Source organism: Marinobacter sp. SS8-8 (assembly GCF_030540945.1).
Taxonomy (GTDB): domain Bacteria; phylum Pseudomonadota; class Gammaproteobacteria; order Pseudomonadales; family Oleiphilaceae; genus Marinobacter.
Map to the genome: position 1 here is coordinate 319,227 of NZ_JASSVN010000003.1, position 21,734 is coordinate 340,960.

The 21,734-nt window shown below is 60.3% G+C and carries 16 protein-coding genes; 7 read left to right on the forward strand and 9 right to left on the reverse strand.

The genetic code is table 11. The features are described 5' to 3' along the window. Window positions 1-23 precede the first annotated feature (23 nt). Window positions 24-788 carry a metalloregulator ArsR/SmtB family transcription factor gene (locus tag QPL96_RS05315; RefSeq protein WP_303286070.1) on the reverse strand — a complete coding sequence of 255 codons (765 nt, stop codon included), beginning with the start codon at window positions 786-788 and terminating at the stop codon, window positions 24-26. Window positions 789-881: 93 nt separating this feature from the next. On the opposite strand from QPL96_RS05315, the gene arsB reads away from it, so the two are divergent. Together arsB and QPL96_RS05325 are read left to right on the forward strand one after the other, a co-directional pair. After that, complete coding sequence (arsB, locus tag QPL96_RS05320; RefSeq protein WP_303286071.1) at window positions 882-1,949, forward strand: ACR3 family arsenite efflux transporter; 1,068 nt, start codon at window positions 882-884, stop codon at window positions 1,947-1,949. A gap of 128 nt (window positions 1,950-2,077) precedes the next feature. Continuing rightward, window positions 2,078-2,875: an undecaprenyl-diphosphate phosphatase gene (locus QPL96_RS05325; RefSeq protein ID WP_303286072.1), complete on the forward strand. Its 798-nt coding sequence runs from the start codon at window positions 2,078-2,080 to the stop codon at window positions 2,873-2,875. Window positions 2,876-2,946: 71 nt separating this feature from the next. On the opposite strand, the gene uvrD is transcribed toward QPL96_RS05325, so the two are convergent. Continuing rightward, on the reverse strand, window positions 2,947-5,112 hold the full coding sequence (uvrD, locus tag QPL96_RS05330) for a DNA helicase II (RefSeq protein WP_303286073.1): 2,166 nt from the start codon (window positions 5,110-5,112) through the stop codon (window positions 2,947-2,949). Window positions 5,113-5,351: 239 nt separating this feature from the next. Continuing rightward, on the reverse strand, window positions 5,352-6,803 hold the full coding sequence (locus tag QPL96_RS05335) for an NAD-dependent succinate-semialdehyde dehydrogenase (protein WP_303286074.1): 1,452 nt from the start codon (window positions 6,801-6,803) through the stop codon (window positions 5,352-5,354). 195 nt (window positions 6,804-6,998) lie between these two features. Here QPL96_RS05335 and QPL96_RS05340 point away from each other — a divergent pair, with 195 nt between their 5' ends. Beyond that, a complete protein-coding gene (locus QPL96_RS05340) occupies window positions 6,999-8,012 on the forward strand; it encodes a histone deacetylase family protein (protein ID WP_303286075.1) in 1,014 nt (337 codons plus the stop codon). 3 nt (window positions 8,013-8,015) lie between these two features. Here the strand turns inward: QPL96_RS05340 and thiI are convergent, their stop codons facing one another. After that, a complete protein-coding gene (thiI, locus tag QPL96_RS05345; protein ID WP_303286077.1) occupies window positions 8,016-9,470 on the reverse strand; it encodes a tRNA uracil 4-sulfurtransferase ThiI in 1,455 nt (484 codons plus the stop codon). Window positions 9,471-9,580: 110 nt separating this feature from the next. Between thiI and ppnN the strand changes: the two genes are divergently transcribed. Continuing rightward, window positions 9,581-10,963, forward strand: a complete 1,383-nt coding sequence (gene ppnN, locus QPL96_RS05350; protein ID WP_303286078.1) for a nucleotide 5'-monophosphate nucleosidase PpnN — start codon at window positions 9,581-9,583, stop codon at window positions 10,961-10,963. A 26-nt stretch (window positions 10,964-10,989) separates the two neighbouring features. On the opposite strand, the gene QPL96_RS05355 is transcribed toward ppnN, so the two are convergent. Beyond that, window positions 10,990-11,325: a c-type cytochrome gene (locus QPL96_RS05355; protein ID WP_303286079.1), complete on the reverse strand. Its 336-nt coding sequence runs from the start codon at window positions 11,323-11,325 to the stop codon at window positions 10,990-10,992. A 233-nt stretch (window positions 11,326-11,558) separates the two neighbouring features. Here QPL96_RS05355 and QPL96_RS05360 point away from each other — a divergent pair, with 233 nt between their 5' ends. Beyond that, window positions 11,559-12,662, forward strand: a complete 1,104-nt coding sequence (locus QPL96_RS05360) for an enoyl-CoA hydratase/isomerase family protein (protein ID WP_303286081.1) — start codon at window positions 11,559-11,561, stop codon at window positions 12,660-12,662. 16 nt (window positions 12,663-12,678) lie between these two features. Here the strand turns inward: QPL96_RS05360 and QPL96_RS05365 are convergent, their stop codons facing one another. From QPL96_RS05365 to QPL96_RS05375, 3 genes are all read right to left on the reverse strand, one after another. Then, window positions 12,679-13,176, reverse strand: a complete 498-nt coding sequence (locus QPL96_RS05365; RefSeq protein ID WP_303286083.1) for an ankyrin repeat domain-containing protein — start codon at window positions 13,174-13,176, stop codon at window positions 12,679-12,681. 72 nt (window positions 13,177-13,248) lie between these two features. Further along, window positions 13,249-15,420: a tRNA(Met) cytidine acetyltransferase TmcA gene (locus tag QPL96_RS05370; protein WP_303286085.1), complete on the reverse strand. Its 2,172-nt coding sequence runs from the start codon at window positions 15,418-15,420 to the stop codon at window positions 13,249-13,251. Beyond that, a complete protein-coding gene (locus QPL96_RS05375) occupies window positions 15,420-15,797 on the reverse strand; it encodes a DUF2237 family protein (RefSeq protein ID WP_368388904.1) in 378 nt (125 codons plus the stop codon). The genes QPL96_RS05370 and QPL96_RS05375 overlap by 1 nt, the downstream gene beginning before the upstream one ends. Before the next feature lie 250 nt (window positions 15,798-16,047). Here QPL96_RS05375 and QPL96_RS05380 point away from each other — a divergent pair, with 250 nt between their 5' ends. Together QPL96_RS05380 and QPL96_RS05385 are read left to right on the forward strand one after the other, a co-directional pair. Continuing rightward, on the forward strand, window positions 16,048-18,321 hold the full coding sequence (locus QPL96_RS05380) for an ATP-dependent helicase (protein WP_303286089.1): 2,274 nt from the start codon (window positions 16,048-16,050) through the stop codon (window positions 18,319-18,321). A 159-nt stretch (window positions 18,322-18,480) separates the two neighbouring features. After that, on the forward strand, window positions 18,481-19,689 hold the full coding sequence (locus tag QPL96_RS05385; protein WP_303286090.1) for an OmpA family protein: 1,209 nt from the start codon (window positions 18,481-18,483) through the stop codon (window positions 19,687-19,689). Window positions 19,690-20,380: 691 nt separating this feature from the next. Here QPL96_RS05385 and QPL96_RS05390 read toward each other — a convergent pair. After that, window positions 20,381-21,652 (reverse strand): D-amino acid dehydrogenase, encoded by a 1,272-nt coding sequence (locus tag QPL96_RS05390; RefSeq protein WP_303286091.1) that lies wholly within the window; start codon window positions 21,650-21,652, stop codon window positions 20,381-20,383. Window positions 21,653-21,734 lie beyond the last annotated feature (82 nt).

The window sequence follows — 21,734 nt, forward strand, 5'->3', positions numbered from 1 at the left end:
CAATCCACTAAACAACGTAATGACTACAGGCACTGGACAGCCGGCCGATCCGCCATGGCCTGCAGCCGCTCCAGCGGGCTCTTAATCAATGCGGTATTGCCGGTGGCCGTTTCGTCCAGCACCCGAACCAGCCACGAAGGCAACTGCGGATTCAGCGAATAGTAAATCCACTGCCCCCGGCGCTCCGTTGTCAGCATGCCAGCCTCCCGCAGGGTCGCCAGGTGCCGGCTGACTTTGGGCTGGGAGACGCCAAAGGCTTCGGTCAGCTCGCAGACACAGAGTTGTTCCTGGTTCCGGATAAGCAGCAGCGCAGCCAGGCGGAAGTCATCGGCCAATGCCTTGAACACCGCCACCGGGTCATAGCTGAACGGTTTTGACCCGGTTTCTTTCTGATGGACGAGGGCAAAAAGCGCGATACGCTCTTTGATTTCCTTGAGCGTCAGGGCAAAGGTCCCGTGGCGGTTTGCCGGAACCGGGTCGGCAAAATCCCAGGCAATCGGCTGGGCCGGCTGGCACAGGGTGCCGCATTCGTGGGCGGCTTTCTCGCAGAGGGTAATGACGTAATCCCAGTAGCTCCCCTGCACATCCGCCAACCGCTTGCTGTGCAGACCGTCCGTGGAGATGCCGGCTCCCTGCAGAACCTGCAATGCCATAGGGTGCGGACTGGTGGGCTCGGTACCGGCGCTGGCCACCTCAAACCGGTCCCCCGCCACGTCCCGGAGCAACGCTTCCGCCATCAGTGAGCGGGCACTGTTGGCGGTGCAGACGAACAAAACGCGGCGCTTCATATCTTTAATCCCGTATATTTGAGTTGCCACATATATATTTTAATGCATAATAGAATCTCCAGCGCACCGAGTAAAGGGGGACCTCACATTAAAATGGACAACACCAGGGAAGTTAGTGTAACGCCGTCCTCCGAAGGCATGGACCTTTTCGGGCGGTACCTGTCAGTCTGGGTGGCCCTGGCGATCATCGCCGGCGTGGCCCTGGGTCAGCTGACACCGTCGGTACCAGAGACCTTGTCCCGCTTTGAATACGCCCAGGTGTCCATCCCCATCGCCATCCTGATCTGGGCGATGATTTTTCCGATGATGGCGCAGATCGATTTCAGTGCCGTGGTCGGCGTGCGCAAAGAGCCCAAAGGATTGGCCATTACCACCATCGTGAACTGGCTGATCAAACCGTTCACCATGTTTGCCATCGCCTGGTTCTTCCTGACGGTGGTGTTCGAGCCGTTTATTGCCCCGCAACTGGCCAGCGAATACCTGGCCGGCGCGATTCTGCTGGGTGCCGCGCCCTGCACCGCGATGGTGTTCGTCTGGAGCTACCTGACCAAAGGCGATGCCGCCTACACCCTGGTGCAGGTGTCACTGAACGACCTCATCATGCTGTTCGCCTTTGCACCCATTGTGGTGTTCCTGCTTGGCATTTCCGATATTCAGGTGCCCTGGGATACCGTGTTCCTGTCGGTGGTGCTGTACATTGTAATACCGCTGACCGCCGGCTACCTGACCCGCCGCACGCTGATTGCCCGCCACGGCCAGCGCTGGTACGACGAGGTGTTCATGAAGCGCCTTGGGCCGGTCACGCCAGCAGCGCTGATCGTCACCCTGGTATTGCTGTTTGCCTTCCAGGGCGAAGTGATTCTGAACAACCCCCTTCACATTGTGCTGATTGCCGTGCCGCTGATCGTACAGACCTTCCTGATCTTCTTCCTGGCCTACGTCTGGGCCAGACTGTGGAAAGTGCGCCACTGCATTGCGGCACCCGGCGCGATGATCGGCGCCAGCAACTTCTTCGAACTGGCCGTAGCCGCCGCCATCGCGCTGTTCGGCCTGCAGTCCGGGGCTGCCCTGGCAACAGTGGTCGGGGTTCTCGTTGAGGTGCCGCTGATGCTGGTTTTGGTGGGTATTGCCAACAGCACCCGGGACCGGTTTCCGGCCTGATACCCGGGTACCGGCGCTCCGAGAGGTATCGGGTGCCGGTATCCGACCGGTCATCTGTTCAGCAAACGGCCACCCTGCTAATATCCCGCTCACATTTCTGACGCACTGAACCGAACGGAACCTACCGAATGGACGTTTTCCAGGCCCTTTTCCTTGGCCTTCTCCAGGGACTGACCGAATTCCTGCCCATATCCAGCTCGGCCCACCTGATCCTGACACCGGTGTTCTTTGGCTGGGATGATCAGGGCGTAGGCTTCGACCTGTCAGTGCATTTCGGCACCCTGCTGGCCGTGGTGTTCTATTTCCGGGAGGACGTCTTCGGCATCGCCCGGGACGGGCTGATTTCCGTCAGCCGCCGCAAAATCGTCGGCCAGGGTGCCCTGGCCTGGTACCTGGTTATCGGCACCATTCCGGCGGGTCTGGCTGGCCTGGCCTTGCTGGACATGATCGACAACGAGCTTCGGGCCGTGGAGGTCATCTTCTTTACCACGCTGTTCTTCGGCCTTTTGCTGGGCATTGCCGACTGGCTACCCAAACGCCAGCGTACGCTCGACAAGCTCAACTGGAAAGACGCGCTTCTGGTCGGCATCGCCCAGGCCTTGGCCCTGGTGCCAGGCACCTCCCGCTCCGGCGTCACCATCACCGCCGGCCTGTTCCTGGGCATGGCCCGGGAAACCGCCTCCCGGTTCTCCTTCCTGCTAGCCATCCCGATTATCGTGCTAGCATCTGCCGTGAAGCTGCTGGAAGTGGCAACCTCGGATGTTATCGTGGACTGGAGCGGTTTCCTGATCGGCGGCGTGACATCCTTCCTGATGGCCATCACCGCGATCCACTTCTTCCTGAAGTGGCTCAACACAGTGGGTATGTGGCCGTATGTGATCTACCGGATTATTCTGGCTGGCGTGATTTACGCGGCGCTGATGTGAGCGGCGGGGTTGAACATGGGGTCAGATGAACGCGTTCATCTGACCCCGGCTATGGCTGTTCCCTCCAGCCTTCAGCAGGCTTCCAACGGGGCATAAGCCAACACCAGCCACTTGGTGCCCTCATCAAAGTTCACCTGCACCCGTGTATGGTGCCCGGTTCCCTCTGAATTCATAACGATACCCTCGCCGAACTTCGGATGGCGCACCCTCTGCCCCAGGCTGAAGCCGGACTGCTGCGCCGAGTCCTGGGCGAACAGACTTTGGTTTGGCCGCTCAACCATGGCCGGGCGGGTGACGGTGTTGCGTAAGCGCACTTCCTGCAGACAATCACCCGGAATTTCACGGACAAACCGGGAGAGAGCGTTGAACTTTTCCTGACCATACAGGCGGCGGGATTCCGCGTAGGTGAGCACCAGCTTTTTCATAGCCCGGGTAATACCCACATAGGCCAGGCGCCGCTCTTCTTCCATGCGGCCGGGTTCTTCCAGGGACATACCGTGGGGAAACAGGCCTTCCTCCACGCCGGCCAGGAACACCAGCGGAAATTCAAGGCCTTTGGCGGAGTGAAGGGTCATCAGCTGGACACTGTCTTCATGGTCGTCGGCCTGGGATTCACCAGCGTCCAGAGCCGCCTGGGCGATAAATTCCGCCAAGGGATCAACGCCATCCTCTACGTCATAATCAGACAGTGCGTTGACCAGTTCCTCCAGGTTTTCCACCCTGGCCTGGCCTTTCTCGCCTTTTTCGCTGGCGTGATAGTCTTTCAGCCCACTGTTTTCGATGGTCTGTTTCATCAGGCCCTGAAGCGAAGCATCGCCCACCATTTCAGACAGACCCTCGATGATGGCGATAAACGACTGCAGCCCGGTTTTGGCCCGACCTTTCACCTGCCCGGCTTCCAGCAGACGCTCAGCGGATTCCCACAGGGAGAGGCTCTGTTCCGTGGCATATTCCCGAAGCTCGGCCAGACTCTTGGCGCCGATGCCCCGGGGCGGAACGTTCACAACCCGTTCAAAGGCTGCGTCATCGCGCCGATACTGTACCAATCGCAGGTACGCCAGCGCATTGCGGATTTCCTGGCGATCATAGAACCGCAGGCCGCCGTATACCCGGTAGGGAATGCCCTGGCGCATCAATGATTCTTCCAGCACCCGGGACTGGGCGTTGGAGCGGTAGAGAATGGCGGATTCACTGCGCAGGTTGCCGTCCTGGACCCAGGCAGAGATGCTGTCGGCAATGTAGTTGGCTTCGTCCTGTTCATTGAACGCCGCGTACAGGCTGATTGGCTCGCCCTGCTGGCCGTCGGTCCACAGTTCCTTGCCCAACCGGCCCTGGTTGTTGGCAATCACCGCGTTGGCCGCCTTCAGGATCATCTGGGTGGAGCGGTAGTTCTGCTCCAGCCGCACCAGCCGGGCATTGGAGAAGTCCCGCTGGTATTGCTGGATATTCTCGACCTTGGCGCCCCGCCAGCCATAGATGGACTGGTCGTCGTCCCCCACCACCGTCATCGGCACCCGGTTACCGGCCAGCACTTGCAGCCAGGCGTACTGAATGGTGTTGGTGTCCTGGAACTCGTCCACCAGGATATGCTGGAACCGGCCCTGGTAATGGGCCAGCAGCTCGGGCCGGTGCAGCCAAAGTTCGTGGGAGCGCAGCAGCAGTTCACCGAAATCCACCAGACCACCCTGCTGACAGAGCTTTTCGTACTGACGGTAGATTTTCAGCATGATCGACTGGAAATGATCACCCGGATTCTCCTGGATATGATCCGCCCGCAGCCCCTCGTCTTTCTGACTGTTGATAAACCACTGGGCCTGCTTCGGCGGCCATTTACTCTCATCGATCTGGTTTTCCCGCATCACCCGCTTGATCAGCCGCAGCTGATCGTCGCTGTCCAGCACCTGGAAGCTCTCCGGCAGGCCGGCGTCTTTCCAGTGTGAGCGCAACAGACGGTGGGCAATGCCATGGAAGGTGCCGAACCAGAGACCGCGGGCAGGAATCTGCATCATCTGCTCGATGCGGTAGCGCATTTCCCTGGCGGCCTTGTTGGTAAACGTCACCGCCAGGATGCCAGTGGGCGGCACCCGATCAACGGTCATCAGCCAGGCGATCCGATGAACCAGAACCCGGGTTTTTCCGCTTCCAGCGCCGGCCAGAACCAGCAAGTGGTCATTCTGGGCAGTGACGGCCTCGCGCTGGGCGTCATTCAGGGGATCGATGATGTGGGAGATGTCCATAGAAAATCGGTTCGCTACTGGTTAAATAAACAGGTCTGAGAGTATAACAGGAGAAATGCGGGATTTCTTTTGGGCCTGGGTTAGCCCTTATCCGGGGAGGAACGCTCGAGGGCAGGTCTCTGTTCAGGACACGCTACGAGCACATCCATGTGCGCTTGGCTGTGGCCATCCTTGGCCACAGACAGTCCTGAACAGAGACCCGCCCCCGCGCTTATCTCACTTCAGAGATGGCTTCTCTACTAGAAACCTCTCGGAACTGTCTGAGCTTCCACAAACTCGAACAGACCTTCCAGGCCGCCTTCCCGGCCGATGCCGGAGGCCTTCATGCCACCAAATGGCGCTTCCGGCGTGGGGCCGGTGCCGGTGTTCCAGCCGCAGTGGCCAAAGCGAAGACCGGCAGCCACCCGCTGTGCCCGCTCGGCATCAGCCGTAAACACATAGGACGCCAGACCAAACTCAGTATCGTTACCGGCTTCGATGACTTCCTCTTCGGTGCGGAACAGGGCCATGGGCACCAGCGGGCCGAAGGTTTCTTCCTGATAGCATAGCATGTCCCGGTTCACGCCATGCACCACTGTGGGCGGGAAGAACAGGCCCCCGCTGAGTTCGCCGGGCTCCTTGCCTGCAACCAGTTTCGCGCCTTTTTCGAGGGCATCTTCCAGGTGACGCTTCACTTTGTCGAAGCCGGCCTGGTTGATCAGCGGGCCGAGATCGACATCACCGTTGATGCCATCACCCACGGTCATCCTGTTCACGCGCTCTGCAAGCTTCTGGCCAAAGACATCGGCCACTTTCTCGTGAACGAAGATGCGGTTGGCACAGACGCAGGTCTGACCGCCGCCGCGGAACTTGTTGGCGATCAGGTTGTCGGCGGCCGCGTCCAGGTCGGCGTCGTCGAAGACGATGAACGGGGCATTACCGCCCAGCTCCAGGGCCAGTTTCTTGACCTGTTCGGCGGTGTCGATAATCAGCTTGCGACCCACTTCGGTGGAGCCGGTGAAGCTGAGCATGGGTACGTCGGGGCTCTGGCACAGCACCTTGCCAATGACGCTGGCCTTGCCCATAACCAGGTTGACCATGCCATCGGGTATGTCGGTGTGTTTGTCCATCAGGCTGAACAGGGCAATCATGGTCAGCGGGGTTTCGCTGGCTGGCTTGATCACCGACGGGCAGCCTGCCGCCAGGGCGGCGGAGAGCTTCTTGGCGATCATGCCAATGGGGAAGTTCCAGGGTGTGATCAGGCCAGCCACACCGACAGGCCGGTAATGGACGGTCCAGGTGCAGTCCTTGGGCTTCTCGGGAATGGTATGGGCGTCCAGGGCCTGGATGTGCTTGGAGCAGTAGTCGAAGAAGCCGGCGGCGTAATCCACTTCACCCTGGGCTTCCTGCAGCGGTTTGCCGTGCTCCATGCAGAGAATCCGGCCGACTTCCTCCCTGTTGGCTTTCAGGGTGTCCCGGATATCTTCCAGCCATTTGCGGCGGGTTTCGATGGGGTACGGACTGGTCAGTTTCAGGGCCGATTTGCCGGCGGCTACGGCCGCCAGGATATCCTGCTCAGGCATTAACGGCACTTGCGCGATGACTTTACCGGTGGCGGGATTGTAGACATCAAAGGTGTTGCCTTCGGCGTTGTCTGTCCAGCGACCGCCAATGTAGCCCGTCATCTTTTCCAACAGGGGTGACTTGATCATCTTGGCTCCTTTTCGGTATTTGGGTCGGTATTTGGCCTGGTATTCGGCGGCGCCCCTTACGGGACGGCATTGCGTCAGTAGCTTATGTCTCCCATAGTGAGTGTTGTAGCGAAGCCTGTAAAGTCAAGGGCAGGCTATTGATCATCCTCCGACTGTGCCTATACTCGGAGAACCAGACACTCAAGAGGCCGGACAATGAAAGCATTTTTCCATCCCGCGCAGGACCAGCACATTCCACAGACTTACTTTACCCGGGGCCAGATGCGTCAACCCCAGGAAGTGCCTGATCGTACCGGGCAGATGCTGGATGGCCTGAAGGAGATGGGCGTTTCAGTGCTTCAGCCGGCGGATCAGGGCGCCGGCCCAATCTCGAAGGTTCACGATCTGGGTTACCTGCGCTTTCTGGAATCCGCCCATCGTCGCTGGAAACAGATGGATGACTGGGGTGACGAGGTCATCTCCAATATATTCGTCCGCGCTCCCAATCACCTGACCGGCATTCTCGCCGAGGCCGCCCGTTACCAGGCCGATGGCAGTTGCCCGATTGGCGAGCATACCTGGCATGCCGCCTACTGGTCCGCCCAAAGTGCCCTCGGTGCCGCCGATGCGCTGATTGCGGGTGACCGGACCTCTTACGCCGTGTGTCGCCCACCCGGCCATCACGCGCGGAGAGATGCCGCAGGCGGCTTCTGCTACCTGAACAATGCCGCCATTGCCGCGGAGCACATGAAAACCCGGTTCCCGAAAATTGTGATTCTCGACACCGACATGCACCACGGCCAGGGCATTCAGGAGATCTTCTACGACCGCAGCGACGTGCTCTATATCTCGATCCATGGCGACCCCACCAACTTCTATCCGGTAGTCACCGGCTTCGAAACCGAACGGGGAGAAGGCGAAGGTTTCGGTTACAACATCAATATGCCAATGCCCCACGGTTCATCCGAGGACGATTTCTTTGCGAAGTTGGACGAAGCCCTGGCCGCCATCAAGCTGTTCCAGCCGGATGCCCTGATCCTCGCCCTCGGCTTTGATATCTACAAGGACGACCCCCAGGCCAAGGTATCTGTGTCTTCAGAAGGCTTCTGCAAGCTCAGCACCCACGTGCGAAAGCTGGGGCTACCGACGCTGGTGGTTCAGGAAGGGGGCTATGATCTGGACACGCTCAGTGACAATGTCCGGCAGTTCTTCAAAGGCCTGGAGGGCTGACTTTCAGGCGGCGGGCGCGTAAACCTTCACGTTTTCGTGCCCTTCGGCTTTCAGGTGCCCCGCGTGCATGCGGCTCATGGTGCCACGATCACAGTACAGCAGATACTGCCGATTCCCCGGCAGGTCCGCCATCTGCCGGTTAAGTTCGTAGAATGGAATCCGCAGGATTTCATTGCTGGTCAACTCCAGCGGTGCCTGCTCCCCCTCTGAGGGATGGCGCACGTCGATAATCACGTCATCCACCGCTGGCGTCTGCACCAGTTCCACCTTCTCCGGCGTAACCGTCGTTTCCAGCAACCGGTCTACCGGGGTTTCCTCCCGGGCGTCAATGGCGCTCGCCAGAACGGCTGCGTCCATCCGGGCTTCATCTTCTTCCACCCGATGCAGTTTGGCACGGGTTGCCGGCTTCCGGGAGATCACGCCACAGTATTCCGGCATGGTGCGGGCGTAAGATTCGGTGCCAATTTCCCGGGCGATCCGGATGATGGATTCCTTATCCATGGACACCAGCGGGCGCAGGACCACTTCATCAGTGGCACGGTCCACTACATTCAGGTTGCTCAGGGTCTGGCTGGACACCTGGGCCACGGCATCGCCGGTCACCAGGCCAATGGCATTGTTCTTCCGGGCAATCTCGGCTGCGGCCACCAGCATCTGCCGCTTCAGTACCACACCCCAGTGTCGGTGGCTGACCGAACGCATGATCTCGGCCACCACTCCCTCGAACGGCACGGCGATAAACTTGGCGCTGTGGGAGGCGCCGTAACGGTCCCAGAGGTAATGCACCACCTGGCGCACGCCAACTTCGTGGGCGGCGCCACCCAGGCTGAAAAACAGAAAGTGACTGCGAAGCCCCCGCCGCATCATCAGGTAGGCCGCAACCGAGGAGTCGTAACCACCAGACATCAGGGTCAGAACGTTCTCGACGCTGCCCATCGGATAGCCACCCAGGCCCCGGTGCCTGCGGTGGGCAATATGGAACTGATCGCCCTGAACTTCGATGCGCACCTCAACCTGGGGTGACTTCAGATCAACTCCGGTGGCGCCGGATGCCTGCATCAGTGCAGCGCCGACCGTCCGCTCCAGATCAATGGAGCGGAAGCTGTGCTCGCCATGGCGGCGGGCCCTGACTGCGAAGGTCTTGCCATTCAAGCGCTCGGAGAAGGCCTCAACGGCCTTTTCGGCAACATCCTCAAGGCTGACAAGTGGAAACGCCGCGATTTCCTGGATGGTAGAGATGCCCGGAATGCGCAGAAGCGCTTCAACGACCGGGCCGGACAGGCGGCGGCCATCCGGCACCTCCACATCCACCCGGTCCCAGCGGCCTTCAACCCGGATTTCCGGATCCACCCGGACAAGGAGCCTGCGTATGTTCTGCCCCAGATGACGCATCTGTTGGCGGCGGACGGGCTTGCTTTTGATGGCGACTTCCGGGGCGGGACGAATCAACAGTTTCATAAATCAGAATTTTGTCGGGTGGCGTATGAAAGGGAAAGCGCTTAGTGTACCGTTTTGACTCCGTGCCTCAAAATCCGGCATTGCCGCAACATTCAGGAGCTTCACCGTTAATGCAGGAAATGACCATCAATGCCCTGGTCTCCCCCGAGGGCAGCCTTGAAATTCTTTCCAACCACGAGGTCAACCGACTCAAGGACCGCAGCGAAGGCGGCCTGTATCGCTTGTTCCGCCAGTGCGCACTGGCGGTTCTGAACACCGGCATACAAACGGATGACTGCAAGGCGCTGATGGAATCCCGTGGGGATTTCGATGTCCGGCTGGTACCGCAACCACGTGGCCTGAAGCTTGAGCTGATCAATGCCCCCTGCCACGCCTTTGTCGACGGCCAGATGCTCAGGGCAATCCGGGAGCATCTGTTTTCGGTGCTCAGGGATATTGTCTATTCGCATTCGATCCCCCAGTCCGCCGCCGGTTTTCGCCGGGACGACCCAGAGGACATCACCAATTACGTATTCCACATCCTGCGCAACGCCCGTGTCATGCAGGCGGGGCGGCAGCCGGATCTTGTCGTTTGCTGGGGCGGCCACTCCATCGGCCACGCGGAATACCAGTACAGCAAGGAAGTGGGCCATCAGTTGGGCCTGAGAGCCCTGAGCATCTGCACCGGTTGCGGGCCAGGCGCCATGAAGGGCCCGATGAAGGGCGCCACCATCGGCCACGCCAAGCAGCGGGTAAAAAACGGCCGCTATATTGGCATTACCGAGCCCGGTATCATTGGCGCGGAGGCGCCGAATCCCATCGTCAATGAGCTGGTGATCATGCCGGATATCGAAAAACGCCTGGAGGCGTTCGTCCGCTGCGGCCATGGGGTGATTGTGTTCCCGGGCGGTGTCGGCACCGCCGAGGAAATTCTCTACCTGCTGGGTATTCTGCTGCACCCGGACAACGCCGACCTGCCCTTCCCGGTGGTGTTTACCGGCGAGAAGGAGAATGCCGAGTATTTCGAGATGATCGACAAGTTCATCCGCAACGCCCTGGGCGATGAAGCGGCGAGCAAGTATGAAATCATCATCGACGATCCGGTGCGTGTGGCGCAAACCATGAAAAAAGGCATGAAGGAGGTGGAAACCTTCCGTCGCGCCATGCAGGACGCCTATTATTTCAACTGGATGCTGAAGATCGATCCGGTGTTCCAGTTACCCTTCGAGCCGAATCACGACAACATGCGCGCTCTTGAGCTGCACCGGGACCAACCGGCACATCTGATTGCCGCCAATCTGCGCAAGGCCTTCAGCGGCATTGTCGCCGGGAACGTCAAGGAGGGAGGAATACGTCAGGTTCAGGAGAAGGGGCCGTTCGAAATTGCCGGCGACCCGAACCTGATCAAGCCGCTTGAAGCAATGCTGGAACAGTTCGTGGCGCAAAACCGGATGAAGTTGCCGGGCTCTTCGGCCTATCGACCCAGCTACCGGATTGTCAGCGGGGCGGCCTGAGCCACACCGCTGATGCGGCAGATGGCTTACTTGCCGCCGTCTGCCGGCAGGCTGGCATAGTATGCCGCCAGGTTTGCGATGTCAGTGTCGCTCAGGGCCGCAGCCTGGCCCTGCATGATGGCCGCCTGGCCACCGGAGCGTTCCTTGTTCTTGTAGGCCTTCAGTGCCGATACAAGGTATTGCTCGTTCTGGCCCGCCAGGTTCGGATAGGTGGGGATCTGTGCCAGACCGTTCTGGCCGTGACACGCAGCACAGACTGCTGCCTTGGCCTTGCCTGCCGCGGCGTCTGCCGCAGAAACTACAGCAGGAACTGCAGCGCTGAACGCAAAGATTCCCGCAATAGCGTAGTGTTTCAGATTCATTGGGATTAACCTCTTCTCATCGTTTTTCATCATCGTTTTCAGATTTTTCGACCGGCACCTTGAACAGGACGGCAAACTGACTAGCATTTATAGCACAGAGCCCCGGAACGTCAAATGCGATAGGTCAAGGGCCTTCCTCCGACGTTGGTCCTCTTTAACTGCCCTGGCTATCGAGGTGACAGTACGACTGATTCCGTGCCAACGATTATTTTCTTTTTCCGGAGATACCCTCGATGTCTGTAGAGGCCCAGGAACTTGCCTGTCGCGAAGGTCACATAGGCCTGCTGACACTGAATTCACCCGGCACTCTCAATGCGCTTTCCGACCGCATGATCGAACAGGCCCAGAGCACCCTGGACCGCTGGGCCAGGGACAACCGGATCTGCCTTGTTGTCCTGCAGGGCGCCGGTGACCGGGCGTTTTGTGCCGGCGGCGATATCCGGCAACTCTACGCTGCCATCATTGACCCCGCTGATCCCGAAAAGCCGGCCCGCTTCTTTGCCCGCGAATACCGGCTGGATTACAGCGTTCACCGTTTCCCGAAACCGGTGGTTGGCATTGCCCAGGGCGTGGTTATGGGAGGCGGCCTTGGCCTGTTTTCCGGCTGCCGTTATCGCCTGGTGACTCCGGACATTACGCTGGCCATGCCGGAAATCGCCATTGGCCTGTTCCCGGACGTGGGCGCCAGCTGGTTCCTGAACCGGCTTCCCGGACGCCTTGGCCTGTTCATGGGATTGACCGGCGCTCGCCTGAATGCCACGGACACCCTCCGTGTAGGCCTCGCCGATCTGGCAATCCTGCCGGAAGACCGTGACACCCTGCTGGCGCGGTTACAGGAAGAACGTTGGTCCGGCAAGGCCGCCGCCGATGACAACCGTTTGTTCCGGCTGCTCAACCGGATCCAGTCTCCCGACTACCGGGCACTGCCAGCCGGCCAGCTGGAGCAGCACGAGCAATACATCGCCCGGCTGAGTTCCGGCGACGAACTGCCGGAGATCGTCGATCAACTCTTGTCGGCAAAGGTCGGCAGCCAGTGGTGGAATACCTGCGTGAACACCCTCAGGACTGGCTGCCCGGTATCGGCATGGCTGGTGTGGACACAGTTGAAGAAGGCCCAGCAGATGTCACTCAGGGATATTTTCCGGATGGAACTGGCGATGGCATCGGAATGCACCCGCAGACCTGACCTGAAGGAGGGCATCCGGGCCCTGGCCATCGACAAGGACCGCAACCCGCGGTGGTCCTGCGAGCGGATTGCCGATGTGCCCGAGGAGGTGGTTGCGGCCCACTTCGTGCCGGAATGGAACGATGAAACCGATCCGATGAGGCTGGAATAGCCATGCCAGACATCGGCTAGAGCGCAGCGCCCGCCTGCACCAGCAGCATTTCCAGATCCCGGTTGTTGGTAGCGCGGGCAATGTCCAGTGCCGTCTTGCCGCTGTCAGCCCGGTAATTCACATCGGCACCGGCGGCCACCAGCATTTCAGCCGTCAGCAAATCACCCCTGGCGACAATCTTCATGAGCAGGGATTCTCCGCCCTGGCTGACATTGACATTGGCACCAGCCGACAGCAATACCCTGACCACAGACAGATGCCCGTTCTCAGCGGCGCGCATCACCGGGGTATAGCCCTCATGATCGCTGGTGTTCACATCGGCACCGGCCGACAGCAACAACTGTACACGTCTTTTTTCGCCATTACCGGCGGCTGAAACCAGAAGTATATCGGCCTCGGCCAAGGCCTGCGGGGTGAGATTTACCGGCTGGCTTTGGGAGGCGCAGGCAGATAAGAAGCTGAGCAGTGTGAGCAAAATCAGCAAAGAACGGGGAGAGCCGGTTCCCTTGGCCATAACAAACAATCTCTGTGGAAGGATAGGTGCGCCTATTCTGGTCAGCCAAGGCCGGGAATTAAATCGAGCGGTTCACAACTCCGGCCCCTTCTCAAGGAGATCGTCAAAAAGATCGCGAAGCAGTTGCCGCAAACGGTCTTCACCATCCTTTTGCCCCCGGCAAAGTTTCTCAGCCTGAAGTGAGGACCATGACCGGCCCTGAAGCACCGCCCGACACCACAAGGCCAGTGACTCCTGATCTGCCAGCCACGCCATGACCCCCGGTGTCCGGCTCAGTGTCCGCAACACCGGGACGGTCATCTGGAATCCGCGATGACCGTTGGCGAAATTGTGCAGATCCCGCAGGTCGTCGTTATCGGGCTCCGGCCCCGATGGCAGATCGGCGGTGATGCCGGCGAGTAACCGCGGCCCAAGCGCCGGCCAGTTGGCCGGCAACAGCGTCAGCCAGTGCGCTCCCAGCCGCTGACGGATACGCTCCGCCAATTCCGAGCCTGCCGGACTGATACCCCGAATCATCTGCAACGGGTATTCACCGCTTGACGCCTCCTGCTGCAGGCCCGCCCGCACCACCTGTAAGCCACAACTCTGCCAGAAGGCCAGCAGATCGCTGCTGCCGCCAAAGCTGGTGCCGAGATAATCCAGTCCCTGCTCGCTGGCAAAAGCCTTTGCTGCCTCAACCAGACGGCTCCCGATACCCAGCCGCCTCGACTCGTCCGATACCGCGATGCGGACCACCCGGAGACACCTCAGGGAGGCTGCTTCCGGATAACCGCTGTGGCTGGCCAGTGACTGGGGCAACAGATGGCCGCGGATACGACGGGTACCGAGACTGACCTGTTCCGCCAGTGCCGGCTCAAGCCCGCCTTCCAGCGCGCACCAGAGCACGCCCACCGTCTGGTCGCCGAACCGCGCCCGCCAGCTTCGGGCCGCCGGATCGTCCAGCCATTGCCGAAGATCGGCAGGGGCAGTCCGATAATGGGCATCCACCAGCAGGCCGAAGGCGTCGGACAGCTCCGGATCCGGTGCCTCGGCCGGCTGCCACGGCTGAATGATCAGTTCATCCGAACTGGCAGCAGGACCTGAGGATTTACCATCACCGTCCGCCGCAAGCATGAACAATTCCGAGACCAGGGCTTCCAGCGGATCACCCTGGGCCCAGCGCACCGGCTCGGTCAGGCCAAGGGCTTGCCAGTGGGGCGTTGACTTCTCCAGCACCTGACGGAAACGTATGGAAAACCCCCTTCCCGCGCCCTCATAGCCGTGAACCGTGGTGGAAAACGCCACCCGGGGCCAGCCCAGGAGAACCGCCTTGAGCAGGGGTGCGGGAAGGGCGGCGGCCTCATCCACCATGACCACCTCAGCCTCCGGGCGCGAGGCCAGCAGTTCCCGAATCGGGAGGTACCTGAGGCGTCCTCCGTCGCGAGTCGTCAGTGCCCCGGACCTGGCACTGGCCAGTTGCCCCCCCAGTGACTCGCGGGCATGTCGGAACAGGGCTTCCACGCTCTGTTCCGAGGGCGCAGAAACCAGGATGTCCTGCCTGCCCTGTTGCAGCAATTGCGCTGCTGCCATGCCCAGGGCCGCGGATTTACCCCGGCCCCGGTCCGCGGTCACGACCACTGGCCGGCGTCGGCGGCCGAGGCCAAAGCGAACCAGGCGCCGGACCAGGTGTTCCTGATCGGGCGTGGTTTTAATGGTAAAGGCAGTCTCCGGAATGGTGAGAGGGGGTAAAAGCGAGGAGGGCGCGCTGTCCGGCGTTATTCGGATCGCCGCCTCGTGATTCCTCAGAATTCTGGCCATGCGGGCAGCAAAGATGTGCCCGCCCTCATGGTCCAGGCCGGTTCTGGAATAATCCGGATCTGCAAAATGGCGCCACTGCTCAAGGGGCGGCATCAGCCAAAACAGCAAACCACCAGCGGTAAGTGCTCCCGAAAGCGCGGCGAAGGCATCCGGCGGATTGCCCTGCCAGCCGTCCCAGACAATCACCGGGAGTTCACCGCCAAGCCATTTCCGGGCCGCTGATGGTGCAAGCCGGGTCAGGCGATTGTCGGGCGTGTCCGCAGCCGGACCGGTCCAGACGCCGGCCTGGAAGTCCAGGCCTGGCAGCAAGCCGGCCAGCCACCGGATCGCGGCATCACGGGTGCCTTCCAGCAAAACAAGCCGGCGTTCGCCGCGGGCAGCGAGGCTTTGCTGGAGGTTGCACCAGGCTTTTGTGCACGGCGCGGTGTTGATGCCGGCATGTCTCATCAGCTGAGGTCAGCGCCCTGGGCCTTGAGGTCGTCGAGGGCGCATTTTTCCAGGGCGGCCTGGTGGGTGGCCCGCAGGCGCACTCTTGGTGCACAGCCGGCATCAAAGGCTTCCTGCCAGCGGGCGGCGCAAAGGCACCAGCTGTCTCCGGCTTTAAGGCCTTCGAAGCCGAATTCGGGTCTGGGGGTGCTGAGGTCGTTGCCCTGGGCTTTGGAGAATTCGAGGAATTCGTCGGTGACTACGGCGCAGACGGCGTGGAGGCCAAAGTCATCGGGGCCTACGTTGCAGCAGCCATCGCGGTAGAAGCCGGTAATCGGGTCTTTGCCGCAGGTTTCCAGTTTTTCGCCTAGTACGTTTACGGATTCTGACATTTCCATTATTCAGACCTTTTAGATTGGGAGTTAGCGGGGCCTCGGGGCAGCCAGTTGGTGAGCGGCCTTCCAAAACACGCTCCTTGCGGCACATCCATGTGGCGCTTGGGCTGCGCCATCCTTGGCTCCGCACAGTTTTGGAAGGCCGCTCACCAACTGTCTGTCATACCTGTGAGTCAGCGTCCCCGCGCCTCGAACTGTATCAATTATGCGGTAGCGGTATCCGCTCTACCAGCAGGCCGTTACAATACCGGCCATGCCAACCAAACCCCAAACTTCCGATACCACCAACCTTCCGGATTACCTCACCGATGAGCAGCGGGCGATTATTACTGCCGGCTATGAACATGCGGTGATCACCGCCGTGGCCGGGAGCGGCAAGACGTCGACGCTGGCGTGGCGGATACGGTATCTGCTTGAACAGGGGCATGACCCGGACCGGATGCTGGTGTTGATGTTCAATCGCAGTGCCCGGGTGGATTTCGAGCGGAAGTTGCAGGAGGTGGGCTGCCAGAGCGGTCTTACGTTGCCGGAGATCCGGACCTATCACGCCATGGGGCTGCGTTTGTACAGGCGGTTTGTCCGGGAGGGGTACCTGCCGGGGTTTTCGGAGAAGATCCTGACGGATCAGGAGATCAGTTTTCAGGCTTGGCAGCTGACACGGCGGCTGGCGCCGGAGGATCTGGCGGACGAGATCCGGCGGAGCAAGAAGGATTTTGTGGAGACGGCGACGGGCTTTATTGACCTGGTGAAGACGACGCTGTCGCCGGCGGAGGTTGTGTTTGAGGAGTTGGGGTATTCGGACAAGCACAAGTATCTGATTGATCTGTTCCACAGTTTTGAGCAGTGGCGTAAAGGCCAGGGGCGGATCAGTTATGCGGATATGCTGTATGAGCCGGTGATGGCGATTCATCAGAACCCGCCATTGCAGCGGCTGGTAGGCAACAAGATGGATCTGATTCTGGTGGATGAGTACCAGGACACCAATGAGATCCAGCATCTGTTGCTGAGGTACGTGGCCGGCGACCGGGCCCGGGTAACGGTGGTAGGGGACCCGGACCAGACGATTTACGAGTTTCGGGGCGCGAAGCCGGAGTTTATTCTCAAGCGCTTCAGCGATGAGTTCGAAAGCGCGCTGGAGCAGACACTCAGTTACACCTTCCGCTACGGCCACCGGGTAGCCCTGCTGGCGAATCATCTGATCTGTCATAACACCGGGCGCAAGGATGTACTGTGCCATTCCCACCCGTCCACGCCGCAAACGGAGATTACCCTGCACCGGGCGGAGAGTGATGCCGATACGGTGTTGCAGATTCTGCAAAACCAGACAGAGCCGGCCCTGGCCGGCACCGCCATTCTGTTCCGGGTGTGGAGCCAGAGTGTGCCGATTGAGCTCAAGCTGCTGGCCCAGCGGATTCCCTACCGGATTGATGCCGGCAAGGGCGCGCTGTTCAGCCGGGAGGTGCAGGCCATCACTGCGCTGTTGATGGTGGTGACCGGGAAGCTCGGAAAGCTGCCGGAGGAAGACCGACTGGAGCAGGCCCGGCAGTTGTTACGCTTTCCGCACGTTGGGTTGAAAGAACCGGAGCTGGAGCAACTGGCGCGGTTTCTTTCGAGCTCTTCCAGCGGCTGGCACGAGCGGTTGCTGGCGATGGATTTTGATGCCCTGGCGCCGATGGCGGCGCGCAAGCTGCGAAAACTGGGGGAGCTGCTGGCACAGCTCCGTGGTTACTCGGGTCCTGTGGCGGGGCTGATCAGCACTTACGCCGAGCATACAGACCTCTACGAAGGCATACGAAGCCTGGCGTTAACCTATGAGAGCGCTGAGGAGCGGATTGATACCATACAGGGGTTCCAGCAGTATCTGAAAAGCCTGGACGTTACCGCCGAAGGCGCCCTGGACCACCTGAAAACCCTGAGGCAGCAGGCCGGCGAAAAACAGCAGGGGGGCGTTCTGCTGTCCACCATTCACCGCACCAAGGGGCTGGAATGGCCGACGGTGATTATCCCCGGTCTGCGGGAGAAGTACCTGCCCTACAGCCCGCGCCCCCAAGACGATGCCCGGAGCTTTCTGGAGAGTGAGCGGCGGCTTCTGTATGTGGCCATGACCCGCACCCGCCAGCAGCTTCATCTGATCACCCGGCCTGCCAGCACGCAACCGTACCTGGATGGCGATCAGGGCCCCAGCCGGTTTGTGGAAGAATGCTGTTTTGAGCTGGCCAGGGAATTCGGGCGATGGCTGGATGAACGGAACCCGGCCGAAACCTCCAGTATCCGGCTGACCTCGCCCCTGACGCCGGTCAGCCAACGCTATGCCAACGGGGAAAGCGTCACCCTTGAGGGCCTGGCGGCAAAATCGGCGAGTTCGACGAAACCTCCCTGGCATCGGCTGCGCCTCAACCATGCGGTTTTTGGTTCCGGCTCGGTGATTGCGGAGGATGAAAGCTCGTTCGAAGTGCATTTCGACAACGGCGAAATACTCAATTTCAGCAAGAAGAGCGCACATCTTTATTTCACGGCTCTGGCCTGAAACGACTTCTGGCACGTAAAGGTCAACCGGGTACAATTGCGGACGTAATAATCCGTATCATTTTTTGTCTTTTTTGGCCTACTGGCCTAAATTCCGGGTATACAAGCACTTTTCATAACAAAGTGCGGTACCACAACGACAATGAACAGGAGGTTCTGCATGAACGTCATGCGTCCGATTTCCGCGGCTGTCCTGGCCGCCACTCTGGCAACTCCGGCCCTGGCCGAACGTCAGGAAACCATCTATATCAACCCGTTTGCTGGCTTCCAGCTGTTTGATGACAAGCGTGATCTGAGCGAAACCGGCACCTTTGGGGTGGGCCTGGAATACCGTTTCCGCCCCCACTGGTCCGTGGAAGCGCTCTACTCCCGGGCCGACGCGGACCGCAAGTATGTGCCCGGCCAGTCCGAGTTTGATGAAGTTCGGGTCGATGGCACCTATTACTTTGCAGGTCCGGACGAAGTCTGGAACCCGTATGTGTCCCTCGGTGCCGGCTATGCAGATTTCGGCTCTGACTCAAGTGGCGTACGAACAGCCGGCAGCAATCACGATGAAACCCGGGTCAACGTGGGTACCGGTTTCCGCTACAACGTCAGTGACGCGGTTTCTTTGCGTGGAGACCTCCGAGAGTTCCACGGCATTGACGAAAGCACCTTCGACACCCAGGTTTCCCTGGGCATCAGTTATGCCTTCACCCGCACCGTGGCCCAGGCCGCTCCGGCGCCCACCCGCCCGGCGGATGCAGACGGTGACGGTGTACCCGATTCCCAGGATCGGTGCCCGGGCACGCCCTCAGGAGCGACCGTTGACAACAGTGGCTGCGAACCGGATTCGGATCGCGACGGCGTTGCGGACAGCCGCGACCAATGCCCTGACACGCCGCGCGGTGCTGAAGTAAACAGCCGCGGTTGTGAACTGGACAGCGACAACGATGGCGTCGTTAACAGCCAGGATCAGTGCCCGAACACCGCTGCAGGCGCGGATGTGGATGCCGCCGGCTGTGAAGGGGTCACTGAAACCATCCAGACCTTCACCATCCAGGTGAATTTCCCGACCAACAGCTCTGTGATCGGCAACGCCTATGATGATGAGATCCGCCGTGTCGCAGACTTCATGCGGGAAAACCCGGAAACCGTCGTGGAGATTGCCGGCCATTCCGACAGCCGCGGTGACGCCAACTATAACCAGTTCCTGTCCCAGCGCCGCGCCGAAGCAGTTGCCGGTCGCCTGACCGGGCCCCTGGGTGTTGATCCGTCCCGCGTGAACGCCGTGGGTTACGGTGAAGCCCAGCCGGTCGCCTCCAATAACACAGCCGGCGGCCGCGCTGCCAACCGCCGCGTGGAAGCGCGCATTCAGGTTCGCCGTTAAGTACTGGCCGCTATCTGAATAGGCAGGCAAGGCGCTTTCGGGCGCCTTGCCTGTTTCAGGAAACCCTGACGGCATCGATCAGCAGGTTGCGGGGTGTCAAAGAGTCGCTTCTGCCACCATGGCGGCCATTTCCGGATAACGCCGGGTCCAGGCCGGTTCCGGAAAATGTCGGAGCGGCCGCCCGTGCCCGTTGCACCATGGGCTTCGGCGAGCTCTGGCTGGTCAACTCCGACCTGCTGACCGGCCTTCCCATGAAGGTGGCCTACCCCTCCCTGAACCTCGCCCAGTCGGTGATGCTCTATGCCTGGGAAATGTCAGGGCTTTCCGGGGCTTCTGATGTCCAGCACGAACACGCCGAAGAAAGCCGTCTCGGTGCGCTCAGGAGCCGACTTGAGTCGTTACTGCCTGAGCTGGACACACCGCCTGAGGGAAAGCTGTTCCAGTGGGCTTTCGAGCGGCTGCCGTTGCTGTCTGATCGGGATATCGGGTTTGTTCATACAATGTGTTCGAACATTGAGCGCGCTCTGCATCCGAGGCTCTGCATCCGAGAAAGAGCCAGACGGATAAGCCCTTCCGGGATACGCTGTGAATACGTCCATGTACGCTCGACGAAAACATCCATGTTTTCGACGATCCCGGGAGGGCTTATCCGTCCGGCTCCCGGCCTCTTGCGCGCACCGATTTACGGAAACTACTCCTGGAATCTTCCCGGGCGGAAAGCATCCAGGCAGATGATAGGTTCCTCGCCTTCTATTACCCGGGCAATGACGTCAGCACTGCCCGCAGACAGGGTCCAGCCGAACGTGCCGTGGCCGGTGTTGAGGTAAAGGTTGTCTCGGGGACCCCGCCCGATTATCGCTGGGCCATCCGGCGTCATCGGGCGGAAACCGGTCCAGGCTTCCGCCTCGTCGAGATTTGCACAACCGGGAAACCGTGACTCCACAGATTTCCGGATCGTTGCCAGTCGAACCTCGGGAATATCCCGATTGAAGTCCGCCAGCTCGACAAAACCGGTGGCCCGCAAACGATTGCCCAAACGGGTGGAAACAACTTTGTAATTGTCGTCATGGATGGTGGAAGCCGGACCTCGCTCCGAATTTTTCATCGCGACAGTGAGGCTGTAACCCTTGACCGGATAGATGGGCAGTTCCAGCCCGAGTGGCCGGAGCAGATGGCTGGACCAGCATCCGGCGCTGATCACAAAAGCGTCAGCTTCCAGGGCCTCCATAACGCCATCGACAGGCCTCACAGTGATAGCACTTACCTTGTGCTCATCGGCAATCAGTTTTTCAGCGTCCACGTTGTAGCGAACCACCACGCCATGTTCCTCACAGGCTTTCGCCAGCTCCCGGGAGAATTGGTGACAGTCGCCGGTGCCATCGGTGTCGTAGCTCAGGGCGCCGTAGAGGGGGCCATTACCGACCATGCCGGGTTCCGCTTCACGGACCTGCTCGGGAGTGAGCAAACGGGATGGGATGCCCAACTCGTTCAGCAAATCGTGGGTGGCCCGGTAGCCTTCCAGTGCCTCCGGCGTACTGGCCAGGTGCAGCAGGCCCTGGTGGGCGCCATCGAACGCCAGACCGAGTTCCTTCTCCAGTGTCAGAAAACGTTCCCGGCTGTGGATACCGAGACGTAACATGGCGCGCCGGTTCAGCCCGAACAGCCCCGGTGACCAGGCGTAACGAAGGGTGGCGAACATGAATCTGAGTGTTTCCACAGAAGGTGGCACCCGCAGTTTCAGGGGGCCATCCTGCTTGAATAGCCAGGGCAGCGCCTTGAATACCATGGCCGGATCTGCCCAGGGGTAGACCACACCGTAGGAACGCTGGGCCGCGTTGCCCTTGCTGGTTTCGTTTCCCGCAATGCTGTGACGCTCCAGTACCGTAACCTTGTGACCCCGGCGATTCAGCTCATAAGCGGTGGTCATTCCCACCACGCCACCACCGACAACAACAATGTGCATGTGCCTCTCCGTCTTGTTTTACTTCACGCCGTTTTTGGCCAACAGGCGCCGGTATTCGTTCAGCGCGGCTGCAAAGACGGCG

Bases quoted from the DNA above. Each gene is read 5' to 3' on its own strand.
- QPL96_RS05315 (WP_303286070.1), bottom strand. From the start codon at position 788: ATGAAGCGCCGCGTTTTGTTCGTCTGCACCGCCAACAGTGCCCGCTCA.
- arsB (WP_303286071.1), top strand. From the start codon at position 882: ATGGACAACACCAGGGAAGTTAGTGTAACGCCGTCCTCCGAAGGCATG.
- QPL96_RS05325 (WP_303286072.1), top strand. From the start codon at position 2,078: ATGGACGTTTTCCAGGCCCTTTTCCTTGGCCTTCTCCAGGGACTGACC.
- uvrD (WP_303286073.1), bottom strand. From the start codon at position 5,112: ATGGACATCTCCCACATCATCGATCCCCTGAATGACGCCCAGCGCGAG.
- QPL96_RS05335 (WP_303286074.1), bottom strand. From the start codon at position 6,803: ATGATCAAGTCACCCCTGTTGGAAAAGATGACGGGCTACATTGGCGGT.
- QPL96_RS05340 (WP_303286075.1), top strand. From the start codon at position 6,999: ATGAAAGCATTTTTCCATCCCGCGCAGGACCAGCACATTCCACAGACT.
- thiI (WP_303286077.1), bottom strand. From the start codon at position 9,470: ATGAAACTGTTGATTCGTCCCGCCCCGGAAGTCGCCATCAAAAGCAAG.
- ppnN (WP_303286078.1), top strand. From the start codon at position 9,581: ATGCAGGAAATGACCATCAATGCCCTGGTCTCCCCCGAGGGCAGCCTT.
- QPL96_RS05355 (WP_303286079.1), bottom strand. From the start codon at position 11,325: ATGAATCTGAAACACTACGCTATTGCGGGAATCTTTGCGTTCAGCGCT.
- QPL96_RS05360 (WP_303286081.1), top strand. From the start codon at position 11,559: ATGTCTGTAGAGGCCCAGGAACTTGCCTGTCGCGAAGGTCACATAGGC.
- QPL96_RS05365 (WP_303286083.1), bottom strand. From the start codon at position 13,176: ATGGCCAAGGGAACCGGCTCTCCCCGTTCTTTGCTGATTTTGCTCACA.
- QPL96_RS05370 (WP_303286085.1), bottom strand. From the start codon at position 15,420: ATGAGACATGCCGGCATCAACACCGCGCCGTGCACAAAAGCCTGGTGC.
- QPL96_RS05375 (WP_368388904.1), bottom strand. From the start codon at position 15,797: ATGGAAATGTCAGAATCCGTAAACGTACTAGGCGAAAAACTGGAAACC.
- QPL96_RS05380 (WP_303286089.1), top strand. From the start codon at position 16,048: ATGCCAACCAAACCCCAAACTTCCGATACCACCAACCTTCCGGATTAC.
- QPL96_RS05385 (WP_303286090.1), top strand. From the start codon at position 18,481: ATGAACGTCATGCGTCCGATTTCCGCGGCTGTCCTGGCCGCCACTCTG.
- QPL96_RS05390 (WP_303286091.1), bottom strand. From the start codon at position 21,652: ATGCACATTGTTGTTGTCGGTGGTGGCGTGGTGGGAATGACCACCGCT.